General features: G+C 64.8%; 12 protein-coding genes and 1 tRNA gene. 5 read left to right on the top strand and 8 right to left on the bottom strand.

Annotation, left to right across the window (positions count from 1 at the left end):
- Nucleotides 1-243: 243 nt before the first annotated feature.
- From AC3FJ6_RS04855 to recA, 7 genes are all read right to left on the bottom strand, one after another.
- The gene (locus AC3FJ6_RS04855) at nt 244-684 is read right to left on the bottom strand and encodes a pilin (protein WP_228770830.1); all 441 of its coding nucleotides are present in this window, start codon (nt 682-684) and stop codon (nt 244-246) included.
- 390 nt (nt 685-1,074) lie between these two features.
- The gene (locus tag AC3FJ6_RS04850) at nt 1,075-1,770 is read right to left on the bottom strand and encodes a TerC family protein (RefSeq protein WP_249640939.1); all 696 of its coding nucleotides are present in this window, start codon (nt 1,768-1,770) and stop codon (nt 1,075-1,077) included.
- A 321-nt stretch (nt 1,771-2,091) separates the two neighbouring features.
- Nucleotides 2,092-2,973, bottom strand: a complete 882-nt coding sequence (gene sucD, locus AC3FJ6_RS04845; RefSeq protein ID WP_092595242.1) for a succinate--CoA ligase subunit alpha — start codon at nt 2,971-2,973, stop codon at nt 2,092-2,094.
- Between the two features lie 58 nt (nt 2,974-3,031).
- A complete protein-coding gene (gene sucC / locus AC3FJ6_RS04840; RefSeq protein ID WP_092595244.1) occupies nt 3,032-4,198 on the bottom strand; it encodes an ADP-forming succinate--CoA ligase subunit beta in 1,167 nt (388 codons plus the stop codon).
- A 90-nt stretch (nt 4,199-4,288) separates the two neighbouring features.
- Complete coding sequence (locus AC3FJ6_RS04835) at nt 4,289-4,960, bottom strand: DUF2889 domain-containing protein (RefSeq protein WP_092595246.1); 672 nt, start codon at nt 4,958-4,960, stop codon at nt 4,289-4,291.
- Nucleotides 4,961-5,362: 402 nt separating this feature from the next.
- Nucleotides 5,363-5,830, bottom strand: coding sequence for a recombination regulator RecX (recX, locus tag AC3FJ6_RS04830; RefSeq protein WP_488770894.1), 468 nt, complete (start codon nt 5,828-5,830; stop codon nt 5,363-5,365).
- 99 nt (nt 5,831-5,929) lie between these two features.
- Complete coding sequence (recA, locus tag AC3FJ6_RS04825; RefSeq protein WP_488770892.1) at nt 5,930-6,991, bottom strand: recombinase RecA; 1,062 nt, start codon at nt 6,989-6,991, stop codon at nt 5,930-5,932.
- A 280-nt stretch (nt 6,992-7,271) separates the two neighbouring features.
- Between recA and AC3FJ6_RS04820 the strand changes: the two genes are divergently transcribed.
- From AC3FJ6_RS04820 to AC3FJ6_RS04800, 5 genes are all read left to right on the top strand, one after another.
- Nucleotides 7,272-7,961 (top strand): response regulator, encoded by a 690-nt coding sequence (locus AC3FJ6_RS04820; protein WP_092595252.1) that lies wholly within the window; start codon nt 7,272-7,274, stop codon nt 7,959-7,961.
- A 12-nt stretch (nt 7,962-7,973) separates the two neighbouring features.
- Nucleotides 7,974-9,548 carry a sensor histidine kinase gene (locus AC3FJ6_RS04815; protein WP_488770890.1) on the top strand — a complete coding sequence of 525 codons (1,575 nt, stop codon included), beginning with the start codon at nt 7,974-7,976 and terminating at the stop codon, nt 9,546-9,548.
- Entirely contained in the window at nt 9,545-9,925 is a 381-nt protein-coding gene (locus tag AC3FJ6_RS04810; protein ID WP_488770888.1) for a DUF4212 domain-containing protein, read from the top strand. Before AC3FJ6_RS04815 ends, AC3FJ6_RS04810 begins: the two co-directional genes overlap by 4 nt.
- A 307-nt stretch (nt 9,926-10,232) precedes the next feature.
- Nucleotides 10,233-11,924, top strand: coding sequence for an MFS transporter (locus AC3FJ6_RS04805; protein WP_488770887.1), 1,692 nt, complete (start codon nt 10,233-10,235; stop codon nt 11,922-11,924).
- A 221-nt stretch (nt 11,925-12,145) separates the two neighbouring features.
- Nucleotides 12,146-12,222, top strand: a tRNA-Met gene (locus AC3FJ6_RS04800).
- Nucleotides 12,223-12,349: 127 nt separating this feature from the next.
- On the opposite strand, the gene panP is transcribed toward AC3FJ6_RS04800, so the two are convergent.
- Nucleotides 12,350-13,945 carry a pyridoxal-dependent aspartate 1-decarboxylase PanP gene (gene panP, locus AC3FJ6_RS04795; protein ID WP_488770886.1) on the bottom strand — a complete coding sequence of 532 codons (1,596 nt, stop codon included), beginning with the start codon at nt 13,943-13,945 and terminating at the stop codon, nt 12,350-12,352.
- Nucleotides 13,946-14,042 lie beyond the last annotated feature (97 nt).

Below are 14,042 nucleotides of genomic sequence, written 5' to 3'. Positions count from 1 at the left end.
GTTGGAATGGCGATGCGCCGACAGCCGCCAGGGCCATCGGCACGGCAATCTTCAGGGGAGTGGCGGCGCCTACGGATTGATGCAGGGCAAAGCGGCAGGCAATGTCGCAATTGCGGACAGGCGCGATAAACATGTTACGTATTGCCACGGCCAGCCTTTTCCGAGAGGCGGCTCGGATCGCTCCGAGCCGCCTTCGGGGCTGGCACCGCTAGCGGCCACGGGCGCTGCATGCCCGCCAGACGCTCAGCCAGCTGTCGACTTAGCGAGCTGCGTGCACGCTTGCGGCAGGTACTTCTTGTCGGCCGACGATTCGCACTTCCACGTCACCGAGCCCTTGTCGGCGTTGCCCATCGTCAGCGTCACGTACTTGCCGGTCAGGCCTTTGGCGATACCACTATCCTTGAAGTTCGCGGTAATCGTGCAGCCGCCCGCTTCGGTCGCGGTGCCGCCGACCTGCACGCTGTCGATGTAACTACCGGAAATGGACGTTGAAACTGGAATGCCACTGGCGGCGCCACTGGTGTTGTTGGGGCAGCTGCCCGTGTTGGAAAACGCCTCGGTCACCGGCGCCTTCTGCCCCGATGCCAGATTGACCCCTTCGGAGAACTGCGAGCGCGCCACGTAGTCCTGGTACTGCGGAACCGCGATACCGGCCAGGATGCCGATGATGGCCACCACGATCATCAGTTCGATCAGCGTGAAACCTTGTTGTAATGCGGGCGTGGCATGGCCGCTGGTGCGGCGCGCGCCGCGATGGATGGCGTTGAGTGTGCGTTGCATATTGACCCTTTCGTTTTCGTCGTCGAGCCGACGTGTTGGATTGGAAGTTCAGCCACGTGCCGCGTGCCCGAAGGCCTGTGGCGCGTGACCGGGGTCATGATCGGAAGAACGCTGGCGAGGCACCAATGACCTCGGACAATTCCTACAGAAATGTGGGAATTGTTTGGAAATCCGCAGGAGTCCGTGGCGCGGATGCTGCAATTCGGGTGTTGTAAAAACAAAACGGGCGACCCGCATGGGGTCGCCCGTTTCAGGCTCGCGATACAACTTTCTGGGTACTGCCCGATGCAATCGTCAGGCGGTCTGTGCGCTTCTGCGGCGCATCAGCTTGCCGATCAGCACGACCAGCACGGCGCCGATCACGCCGAACACCAAGTGCGCATGCGGCACGTGCACCTGGAACCATTCGGCATCCACCGGATCGCTGACCAGCATTTCGCCAGCCAGGTAGCCCAGCAGCGCGGCGCCCAGCACGATGATGATCGGGAAACGCTCCATCACCTTCAGCAGCAGCGTGCTGCCGAAGACAATCAGCGGAATCGACAGGCCCAGGCCGATGATCAGCAGCATCAGCTGGCTGCCTTCGGGGCCCTTCTGCGCGGCGGCGGCCACGGCCACCACGTTGTCCAGCGACATGACCAGGTCGGCGATCAGGATCGTGCGGATCGCGGCCCAGATGTTGTCCTTGGCGTCATGACCTTCTTCGTCGTCATCGCCAGTCAGCAGTTGCACGCCGATGTAGACCAGCAGGACGGCGCCCACGATCTTCAGGTACGGCAGGCTCAGCAGCTTGACGGCTGCCACGGTCAGCACCACGCGCATGATGATGGCGGCGGCGCTACCCCAGAAAATGGCCTTCTTCTGCTGGGCGGGGGGCAGGTTGCGCGATGCGAGCGCGATCACCACGGCGTTATCGCCCGACAGGACGATATTGGTCAGGATGATCGACCCCAGCGCAATCCAGAACGTGCTGCTGGACAACAATTCCACGGCTAGACTCCTCGAAATTCCAAAATTATGTTCCGTGCCCGCGGGAGCGGCCGGATGCGGCCAACTGCGGACTTTCGGATGTCTGAACTACCAGACATGAAGATTTATCGTACGAACCTTTCGATTCGGTTTCAACCGGGGTGGTTCGTGTCTCCGGATATACCCTAGGACATTGCCACGCCAGAACGACATTGCCCCCGCCACAAGGACGGGGGCAATGAATCGCGGTTCGCGAGGCGTCATGTCGACTCTCGCGCCCCGCAGGTACGGCATGCCGTGCGATGTGCCTGATAGCGCACAGGCACGTCATTGGCTGGCTGCTTACAGCATTGCCTTCAGCAGACGGCCCATTTCCGACGGGTTCTTGGTGACCTTGATACCGCAGGCTTCCATGATTTCCAGCTTGGCCTGGGCCGTATCGGCACCGCCCGAGATCAGCGCGCCGGCGTGGCCCATGCGCTTGCCCGGAGGCGCGGTCACGCCAGCGATGAAGCCAACCACCGGCTTCTTCATGTTTTCCTTGATCCAGTAAGCCGCGTTGGCTTCGTCCGGACCACCAATCTCACCGATCATGACCACGGCGTCCGTATCCGGATCGTCGTTGAACATCTTCATCACGTCGATGTGCTTCAGGCCGTTGATGGGGTCGCCACCAATGCCCACAGCCGACGACTGGCCCAGGCCCAGCGCGGTCAGCTGGCCCACGGCTTCGTACGTCAGCGTGCCCGAGCGCGACACCACGCCGATGCGGCCCTTCTTGTGGATGTGACCCGGCATGATGCCGATCTTGATCTCGTCCGGCGTGATCAGGCCCGGGCAGTTCGGTCCCAGCAGCAGCGTCTTCTTGTTCTGCTTGCGCATCTTGTCCTTGACTTCCATCATGTCGCGGACGGGGATGCCTTCGGTAATGCAGACCACCAGGTCCAGGTCGGCGTCAACGGCTTCCCAGATGGCGGCAGCTGCGCCTGCGGGCGGCACGTAGATCACCGACACGGTCGCGCCGGTCTGTGCCTTGGCGTCCTTCACGCTGGCATAGATAGGAATGCCTTCGAAGTCTTCGCCGGCCTTCTTCGGGTTCACGCCGGCAACGAACGCGTTCTTGCCGTTGGCATAGTCGCGGCAGCCACGGGTGTGGAACTGGCCGGTCTTGCCGGTGATGCCCTGGGTGATGACCTTGGTGTCCTTGTTGATCAGAATGCTCATTTGCTAGTCCTTTTAGTCGCCCCGCCCGGCTGCGGCCAGGCGGCAACGAAAGTTGTCCTTACTTGCCAGCGACTGCGGCCACGACCTTCTGGGCGGCTTCTTCCATCGTGTCGGCCGAAATGATCGGCAGACCCGACTCAGCCAGCATCTTGCGGCCCAGCTCTTCGTTCGTGCCCTTCATGCGGACGACCAGCGGCACGCCCAGCTGCACGGCCTTCGACGCGGTGATCACGCCTTCGGCGATCACGTCGCAGCGCATGATGCCGCCGAAGATGTTGACCAGGATGGCCTGCACGTTCGGGTTCTTCAGCATCAGCTTGAAGGCTTCGGTCACCTTCTCGGTCGTGGCGCCGCCGCCAACGTCCAGGAAGTTGGCCGGCTCGCCGCCGAACAGCTTGATGGTGTCCATCGTGGCCATGGCCAGACCGGCGCCGTTCACCAGGCAGCCGATGTTGCCGTCCAGCGAGATGTAGGCCAGGTCGAACTTCGAGGCTTCGATTTCGTTGGCGTCTTCTTCGTCCAGATCACGGTACGCGACGATCTCCGGGTGACGGAACAGTGCGTTCGAGTCGAAGTTGAACTTGGCGTCCAGGGCGATGACCTTGCCGTCGCCGGTCAGGATCAGCGGGTTGATTTCGGCCAGCGAAGCGTCGGTTTCCCAGAACGCCTTGTACAAGCCTTGCAGTGCCTGGCGAGCCTGGGCGATGCTGGCGTCGGGCACGCCGATCTTGCGGGCGATGTCGTCGGCGTCAGCGTCCTTCAGGCCTTCGGCCGGATCAACGATCAGCGTGTGGATCTTTTCCGGGGTGTGGGCAGCGACTTCCTCGATGTCCATGCCGCCTTCGCTCGATGCCATCAGGGCCACCTTCTGCGACACGCGGTCCACCACCAGCGACACGTACAGTTCCTTCTTGATGTCGGCGCCTTCTTCGATCAGCAGGCGGTTGACCTTCTTGCCTTCCGGGCCGGTCTGGTGCGTCACCAGCGTCATGCCGAGGATGTTGCTGGCGTAGGTCTTCACCTCGTCGATGCTCTTGGCCACCTTCACGCCGCCGCCCTTGCCGCGGCCGCCTGCGTGGATCTGTGCCTTGACAACCCACACCGGGCCGCCGAGCTGTTCAGCCGCCTTCAGGGCCTCTTCGACCGAGAAAGCCGGGATGCCGCGCGGAACCGGCACATTGTATTTGCGCAGGATTTCCTTGCCTTGATACTCATGGATATTCATGCGTGTTTCCTTTCGGGTAGGCGTAAAGGGATTGGAAAAATAGTTGGAGACGAAGGGCTTGCGCCTGTTTCCTTGGGCCGACCGTGACGGTCAGCCCGACGTACCGTTGGGCCGGTGGGCCAGGGTGTCTTCGCCACCTGATGCGGGGGCATCGGCGCGTGACGCGGTCTGGGGGGACGACGCCGCAGCGCCGGCTTTCGGTTTCGGCTGGTGACCATACCAGCGCGGGTAAAACTGGCGAACCACCTCGCCCTCGAAATGGAGCGCGTGGCATCCATGGAGCTGCATCGGCGGTTCGGGATTGGGGTCGTCGGCGCCGTCGCGAATCTTGAACACATCGCCCGCGAAGGCCTGGATGGCGGCGGTCGGCAGCACGCCGGCCAGTTCGGTGAGATGGGTGCAGCCGGCGACATGGCCCAGCCGGTCGCGCACGGCCTTGCGGAACCCCTTTGTCAGGTTCAGGCCGATCAACTGGCGGTAGGCCGGGCCGATCGTGTCACAATGCGTCGGATAAGGCACCCAGTCCGAACACGCCTCGGCGTCCACGATATTCAGGCGCAGGTCGATCGTCACGCGCAGCCAGAGGTCGTGCAACGGCTGGCCTTCCGGGCGGATGCGGTTACCGGCCAGTTCGATATCGCGCGGCTTCGTGTCGGTCAGGCGCGCCTCGATGTCCCAGAGGCCGTCATCCCGCAAATACGCTTCGGCCGTGATGGCACGGCGATGACGCAAGGCACGGTTGACGGGCGGGGAAAGCGGCATGACTGCGGGGCTGAAGCGGCAGGCTGAACGTGGCGGAATTCTGAGGCAGTACTTGCGCGGCGTTCGCTACGGCAAACTTCGCGGCTTCTCTTCGGTCCGGACGGCCCGGCGCATGCCGGACGGCCGTCTGGGCCGGATAACCCATGGAGTTTAACATGCCGCGCTGCTTTGACCGGGAACATCCTGCTCGACAGTCTGGCCGGCCCCGATTGTTGCAACGACAATGGCGGCAAACCGGCCTCACACCTGGGTTTCCGGCCGCCGACACGGCGCGGCGCTGCGTTGCATCAGTGGTACGACAACTTGCTTGACGGCCGCGCGAATACCCCTTATGCGTACGCAGGTATGCAGATGGCCACCCGGCGTAGGGTCCGCCGTTGCTCGCCGTTGGTACTCGTGCTGCTACTCGCCCTCGTACCCGTCCTCGGCGCCCCGGATGATCTTGCCGATCACGCTCCGCGAGAAGCCCCGGGCCATCATGAACCGGATCTGCTTGGCCCGCGCTTCGGGTGAATCAGGCGGCACACCAAACCGCTTGCGCCACACCTCGGCGGCCCGCTCCACTTCGGTATCGCGCAGCCGGTCCTGGAGTTCCCGCAGTTGGTCGTTGCCAAGTTGGTGGGTCTTCGCCTCCTGCATCACGCGCGCCGCGCCATACCGGCTGGCGCGCCGGTGGACCAGGCTATCGACGAAGCGATCATTCGACAGCCAGTTTTCGCGCTCCAGCGCATCGAGCAAGGCCTCCACTTCTTCGGCCGATTCGGCATGGGGCGCCAGCTTGCGCGCCAGTTCGACGCGACTGTGCTCGCGGCGCGAGAGATAGCCAACGGCGCGGGCCTTGAGGGAAAGCGGGGGACGGGTTCCGGCCATCAGGAATCAGGAGAGCGTTTGGGGGGCAAGGAGGGGACGAAAAACAAAAAAGCCGCCGCACTGTCATGCGACGGCTTTTGTTGCCGGCAGGCGTCAACCTCAGTCTTCGATCTCGGCCGGCGCGCCCAGCGCGGTGTTCGTCGGGGCCACGCCCAGCGCCGCACGCACCTTGTTTTCGATCTCGGCGGCGATGTCCGGATTCTCGCGCAGGTATTCACGCGCGTTGTCCTTGCCCTGGCCGATCTTGTCGCCGTTGTAGCTGTACCACGCGCCCGACTTTTCGACGATCTTGGCGTCCACGCCCAGGTCGATGATCTCGCCCTGGCGCGAGATCCCCTGGCCGTAGAGGATGTCGAAGAACGCCTCGCGGAACGGCGGCGAAACCTTGTTCTTGACCACCTTGACCTTGGTCTCGTTGCCGACCACTTCGTCGCCCTTCTTGATCGAGCCGATACGGCGGATGTCCAGACGCACCGAGGCGTAGAACTTCAGCGCGTTACCGCCGGTCGTGGTTTCAGGCGACCCAAACATCACACCGATCTTCATGCGGATCTGGTTGATGAAGATCACCAGGCAGTTGGTACGCTTGATGGTGCCGGTCAGCTTGCGCAGTGCCTGGCTCATCAGGCGGGCCTGCAGACCCGGCAGCGAATCGCCCATCTCGCCTTCGATTTCGGCCTTCGGCACCAGCGCGGCCACCGAGTCGATCACGATCAGGTCGATCGAGCCCGAGCGCACCAGCGCGTCGGTGATTTCCAGTGCCTGCTCGCCGGTGTCGGGCTGGGAGATCAGCAGGTTGCCCACGTCCACGCCGAGCTTGCCCGCGTACTGCACGTCCAGCGCGTGTTCCGCGTCGATGAACGCGCAGGTGCCGCCCAGCTTCTGCATTTCGGCGACGACCTGCAGCGTCAGCGTGGTCTTGCCCGACGATTCCGGACCATAGATCTCGACCACGCGGCCGCGCGGCAGGCCGCCGACGCCCAGCGCGATGTCCAGGCCCAGCGATCCGGTGGACACCACCTGGATATCCTTTTCGACGTCGCCATCGCCCAGGCGCATGATCGAGCCCTTGCCGAACTGCTTTTCGATCTGGGAGAGCGCGGCGGCAAGCGCCTTCTGCTTCTCAGCACTTACGCCGGCGCCGGCCTTCTTGTCGTCCATGGTCGTCCTTCAGTCAATGGGTGGTCAATTGGTGTATAAATAGGCCGCATGCGGCGTGGCGCCTGCTTTTCAAGCCTTTTCCGATGGATTTCGGGCGGCTTTCGAAGGCTTTTGGCGCCTGGACTCGCCAGTCCCGGCCCTGCGCAGTCCCTTCCGGGACGACTCGCGCGGAATGTCGGGTACTGTATAAAAAAACAGTATGCTTGGCAAGCCCCACCGGCACCGCAAACCGGCTGCGGGCGATGCAGCACAAAAAAGGTGACAAGGGTGGAGACAAACCATGCGGATTCTGATCGCCGAAGATGACGACGTGCTGGCAGACGGCCTGACACGGTCGTTGCGCCATTCCGGCTATGCCGTCGATCACGTCGCCAATGGCGTGGAAGCCGACTCGGCCCTTTCCACGCAGAGTTTCGACCTGCTGATCCTGGACCTTGGCCTGCCCCGCATGCCCGGGCTGGAGGTGCTCAAGCGGCTGCGTGCGCGCGGCGCGATGCTGCCTGTGATGATCCTGACCGCGGCCGACGGCGTGGACGAGCGCGTCAAGGGGCTGGACCTGGGCGCCGACGACTACATGGCCAAGCCCTTCGCGCTGTCCGAGCTGGAGGCACGCGTGCGTGCGCTGGTGCGGCGCGGCGCCGGCGGGGGCGCCACGCTGATGCGCCACGGCCCGCTGGCCTTCGACCAGGTCGGCCGCATCGCCTTCCTGAACGACCAGATGCTGGACCTGTCGGCGCGCGAGATCGGCCTGCTCGAAATCCTGCTCACGCGCAGCGGCCGGCTGGTGTCGAAGGAACAGCTTGTCGACCACCTGTGCGAATGGGGCGAGGAAGTCAGCAACAACGCCATCGAAGTCTACGTGCACCGCCTGCGCAAGAAGATCGAGGTGGGCGGCATCCGCATTGCCACCGTGCGCGGCCTGGGCTATTGCCTGGAGAAATTCCAGCCGGCCATGGCCACCCACGGCTGACGCAAACCGCCCATGAGCCTGCTGCGCCTGCCCTGGCGACGCCATCCCGCCGCAGGCGCCGCCCCGCTGCCCGAGGCCGCGCGCCCCACGCTGGCCGACGCCGCCGCCGAGGATTCGGCGCTGGCGGATGCCCTGCCCCATCTCGAGGAAACCTCGGCCCATCCCGCCCCGCGATCGCTGTTCGGCGAGATCCTGGACTGGATGCTGGCGCCGCTGCTGCTGCTCTGGCCGATGAGCATCGCGGTCACGTACCTGGTGGCCAAGTCGATCGCCAACGGACCGTTCGACCGGGCGCTGGAGGCCAGCGCCATCGTGCTGTCGCAGCAGGTGCGCGAAGTAAACGGACGCGTGACGCTGCAGCTGCCGCTGTCGGCGCGCGAGATCCTGCGCGCCGACGAGACCGACAACATCTATTACCAGGTGGTGGGCAAGCGCGGCGAGTACGTGGCCGGCGACCACGACCTTCCGCTGCCGTCCGAAGAGGAACAGGGCCATGCCGGGCTGGTGTCGATGCGCGACGACCGCGTGGCCGGCAACGATGTGCGCGTGGCTTATACCTATGTCGATCTGAAAAACGTCGGCGGCAACCAGCCGGTGCTGGTGCAGGTGGCCGAGACACTGGACAAGCGTGCCCGGCTGGCCAACGAGATCATCAAGGGGGTGATCCTGCCGCAGTTCGTGATCCTGCCGCTGGCCGTGGTGCTGGTGTGGTTCGGGCTCACGCGCGGGCTGGCGCCGCTGACGGCCATCCAGCAGCGCATTCGCTCGCGCAACCCTGGCGATACGAGCCCGATCGACGAACGCGCGGCGCCGCAGGAAATCACGCCGCTGGTGGCGTCGTTCAACGACCTGCTGGCCCAGCTCGACCAGTCCGTGCAGACACAGAAGCGTTTCATTGCCGATGCCGCGCACCAGATGAAGACCCCGCTGGCGGGCCTGCGCATGCAGGCCGAACTGGCGCAGCGCGAGCAGTCGCCCGAGGAACTGCGGCGGTCGCTGGCGCAGATCGCCGGCAGTTCGGAGCGCACGGCGCACCTGGTGACGCAGCTGCTGTCGCTGGCGCGCATGGAAAACCTGGCCGGCGCCGGCGGCATGGCGCCGCTGGACCTTGCCGCACTGGCTCGCGACGTGGTCAAGGACTGGCTGCCGCAGGCATGGGCCCGCAATATCGACCTGGGGCTGGAAGCCGACGATCACCCGGTCATGATCACCGGCAACCGCCTGATGCTGACCGAAATGCTCAACAACCTCTTGGACAACGCCATCCGCTACACGCCGGCCGGCGGCCATGCCACCGTGCGCGTGGCCAGCGACGCCTTCGAGCCGTTCGCGTACCTGGACGTGGAAGACACCGGGCCGGGCATCGCGCCGGCCGAGCGCGAACGGGTGATGGAACGCTTCTATCGGGTGCTGGGCACCAACACCGAGGGCAGCGGGCTGGGGCTGGCCATCGTGCGCGAGATCGTGCAGCAGCATGGCGGCGAAGTCGCCATCGACGACAACGTGTACCAGGCGTCCCCGCGGCTGGCCGGCGCGCGCCTGCGCATCACGCTGCGCCGGCTCGCCCCCGACGAGAATCCGGCATGAGCAGGAAAACGCCCCGCGACCGGATGACGCCCCTCGAACGGCGCGCCTGGCACCACAACGTGCGATGGATCGGGGGGCTGCTGGCAGCCTGGTTCCTGATCACGTTCGGCGTGAGCTGGTTCGCGCGCGAACTGCGCTTCGATTTCATGGGCTGGCCCTTTTCGTTCTGGATGGCCGCGCAGGGATCGCTGATTCTTTACGTGCTGATGGCCGCGCTGTACGCCTGGCGCATGAATCGCGCCGACGACGAGATGCACGCCCGCGAGCACGAACTGGCCCGCACGGACGCCGGCATCGACACCGGCATCGACGCCCATCCGGCGCCCCCCGCCGAACCTGACGACGCCGGCGGAAAACCGCGCCACGCCCCCTTCTAAGGGTTTCCTCTCGGGCCGCGCTCTTTGCTGCGGCGCAAGACGGCGTCCCGGCCCGCCAGCGGGCGCCCCGCGCCCCGAATGCCTCGCAATGCAGCACGCGCCGGGCCGCGCATCGGCCCGGTTTGCCTAGCGTATACCCCGACCGATTCCACCCGGTTTGCCCCGGATCTGTCAGAACTCAGTAAGTTTCGCCTCCCACAATCGTTCCAACCTTGGCGCAATGGGCCGGTACGTGCACACGTACACGGCCCTGACGGCGGGGACCTGAAGATTTTCGACGGAAGAACGGAAACGGAGGAGACAACACATGGCAAACGCGCAAAACGTGGGGACCGTACCTGCGGCCCACAATGCGCCGATGACGAAGGAAGAGAAAAAGGTCATTCTGGCCTCTTCCCTCGGCACGGTATTCGAGTGGTACGACTTTTACCTGTACGGTTCGCTGGCGGCGGTCATCGCCAAGCAGTTCTTCGCCGGCCTGGACCCGACGTCGGCATTCATCTTCGCGCTGCTGGCCTTTGCCGCAGGCTTCATCGTGCGGCCGTTCGGGGCACTGGTGTTCGGCCGCCTCGGCGACATGATCGGCCGCAAGTACACCTTCCTGGTGACCATCCTGATCATGGGCATGTCGACGTTCATCGTCGGCCTGCTGCCCGGTTACGCCACCATCGGCTGGGCCGCCCCGATCATCCTGATCGCATTGCGCATGCTGCAGGGCCTGGCACTGGGCGGCGAATACGGCGGCGCGGCCACCTATGTGGCCGAACACGCGCCGCACGGCAAGCGCGGCGCCTACACGGCATGGATCCAGACCACGGCCACGCTGGGCCTGTTCCTGTCGCTGATCGTGATCCTGCTGGTTCGCGAAGCCACCGGCCCGAACTTCGACGTCTGGGGCTGGCGTATCCCGTTCCTGGTCTCGATCCTGCTGCTGGCCATGTCGGTGTACATCCGCCTGTCGATGAGCGAGTCGCCGGCCTTCCAGAAGATGAAGGCCGAGGGCAAGACGTCGAAGGCACCGCTGACCGAAGCCTTCGGCCAATGGCGCAACCTGAAGATCGTGATCCTGGCACTGGTGGGCCTGACCGCCGGCCAGGCCGTGGTCTGGTACACGGGCCAGTTCTACTCGCTGTTCTTCCTGACCCAGGTGCTGAAGGTCGATGCCAAGACGGCCAACCTGCTGATCGCCGGCGCGCTGGTGATCGGCACGCCGTTCTTCATCTTCTTCGGCTCGCTGTCGGACAAGATCGGCCGCAAGTGGATCATCATGCTGGGCTGCGCCCTGGCCGTGCTGACCTACTTCCCGCTGTTCAAGGCGATGACCCACTACGCCAACCCGGCGCTGGAGCGTGCCCAGCAGTCGGCCCAGATCGTGGTGACGGCCGACCCGGCCACCTGCTCGTTCCAGGGCAGCCCGATCGCCCGCGAGATCGACTTCCGCAGCTCGTGCGACATCGTCAAGCGCACGCTGGCCCAGGCATCGGCCAGCTACGAGGTGGTGAACGCCCCGGCCGGTACCGTGGCTTCGGTCAAGATCGGCGACAAGGAGATCAAGGCCTTCGACGCCACCGTGGGCAACGGCACGTTCGACGACGCCAGCAAGAAGCAGATCGCCGATTTCAAGAAGTCGGTCAGCGGCGAGATGACGGCGCACGGCTACCCGACCAAGGCCGACCCGGCCCAGATGAACACGATCATGGTCCTGGTGATCCTGGTCATCCTGGTCATCTACGTCACGATGGTGTACGGCCCGATCGCGGCCATGCTGGTGGAAATGTTCCCAACCCGCATCCGCTATTCGTCGATGTCGCTGCCGTATCACATCGGCAACGGCTGGTTCGGCGGCCTGCTGCCGACCATCTCGTTCGCGCTGGTGGCCCAGAACGGCAATATCTACTACGGCCTCTGGTACCCGATCATCATCGCCGCCATGACCTTCGTGCTGGGCGCACTGTTCGTCCGCGAGACCAAGGACGTGGACATCTACGCCAACGACTGAACGGCCACACGACACATACGACAACGACGCGGCAATCCCGGCATTCACCGGAGGGATACAACCGGTAACCCTCGCTCAGGATGGCTGGCCTACCGGCCAGCCGCTCCTTCCAGGCAGACCCTCGGGTCTGCCATTTTTTTGGGCGACCGCCGAAGCTTGCAGAAAATTGTCACAAAGGTGTTGACAGGCCGAAAACCGAAGGTATAATTTCGATCTTCGTTGGCGAATTAGCTCAGTCGGTTAGAGCGACGGAATCATAATCCGCAGGTCCGGGGTTCGAATCCCTGATTCGCCACCATCTATTAGAAAAGCCGCAATCTCTCACGGGATTGCGGCTTTTTGCTTTGGGGCTGCGCAACGGCCCGTCGCCGGGCCCGGGCCATCGCAACGCATCTGGGCCAGCCGTCGCGGCGGTTGCCCGAGGCTCAGACCAGCGCCATCAACGGCGCCAGCATCGGGCTCTGCGCGGCCAGCGTGCGCTGTTCGGCCAGTACGCCGCGCAGGATGTCGTGCGTCGTATCGGGGTTGGCCAGCACCACGCGGAATACCGCGATGGCCCTGCCGCCCCATTGCGACGATGTCAGCTGCGTGCGCGACACGAACGACCGCCCGGCGTCGCGCTGCATCTCCTGGATGCTGATGGTCAGCGCGTCCAGCGCCTGCTGGATCTGCTCGCGCTTCTGCGCCGGGGTAGACGCCGACAGCAGCGCCGCACGCACGGCTTGGGGCACGTAGCGGTACGTCAGGATGCAAAGCTGTGGCCGGCTGTCGAGTTCGAAATCGGGCTGTTGCGCGATCAGTCCGGCAAAGAACTTCGCGTTGTCGATGCCGCTGTCGATCAGCCTGGCCAGGCCCTTGCGTCCCAGCAGGTGCAGGTTGGCATAGAGCATCACGGCCGCCGCGCCGCGCGAGCCTTCCAGCGTGTGGCGACCCAGGTCGACCGAACCCTTGCGCACGATGTAGTTCGCGTGCTGGATGATCTCCTGCGTCCAGGCCGGATCGCGGAACAGCACCATGCCGGCGCCCATCGGCACGTAGAACTGCTTGTGTGCGTCGATCACCACGGAATCGGCCCGCTCGATGCCGGCAAAGCGCCCGCGTTCGCGCTCGGACAGCAAGGTCGCGCCGCCCCAGGCGGCATCGACGTGGAAGTGGCAGCCAGCTTCCTGCGCCACGTCGGCAATCGCGTCCAGCGGGTCCACGGCGCCGGTCTCGGTCGATCCGGCGATGCCGACAATGGCCATCGTGCGGACATTGCGCGCCTTGAGGTCCGCGAGCGTTTCGCGGAGCTTGTCCATCCGCATGCGGCCATCGCCATCGACCGCCACCGGCACCAGGTTGTCACGCCCGATCCCCAGCACGTCGGCGGCCTTGCGCAGCGAATAGTGGCCACGCTCGGACACCACGATTGCCAGCCCGTCGTAGCCGTAGTGGCGCAGCGCCGCCATCAAGCCCGCACTGTGGATGCCCGGGAAGCCGTCGCGTGCGCGCAGCACGTTGTTGCGGCTGGCCCAGAGCGCCGCCAGGTTGGCCGTGGTGCCGCCCGCGCAGAACGCGCCAAGCGAATGCTCGGGGTTGTGCAGCCACTGCGCGTAGAAGCCGCCGTCGCGCGCGAAGACCAGCTTGTGCAGCATGCCGATGACCTGGCGTTCCAGGCCGGTGAGCGCGCCGGAGGTTTCCAGCTTCACGACGTTCTGATTCAGCGCCGCCACGATCTTGGCCAGCGACGGCATGAACGACGGCAGCGACGACGTCATATGGCCAATGAAGCTCGGCGACGCCACCGGCATCACGTGGCGGAACACATCGTGCAACAGATGATCGGCGTGCACCTGCGGCGCGGTCGGATCTTCTGGCAGGTCTACCGAGGAAAACTGCGCCTCGCGCGTGGCGCACGCGCCAACCGGATCGAAATCCTGGCTGGCGAAGAAGTCGGCGGGATGCTCGGCGATGCGTCGCTCGAGGTCTTCGAACGCGCCCCGGTCCGCGTCGAACCAGTGCAGCGGACAGTCGTCGTCCAATTGGCGTTCGTGCGAGTTGTCTGACGTCTCCGTCTTCGGCGCGTTCATTTGCAAAGCCCAGTCAATACCGTGCCGCCCCGGATGCGGCGCGGTGTGG

The organism is Cupriavidus sp. 94F1 (assembly GCF_057798875.1).
Note: the sequence above shows the minus strand (reverse complement) of the source record. Positions and strands in the feature narration are given on the sequence as shown.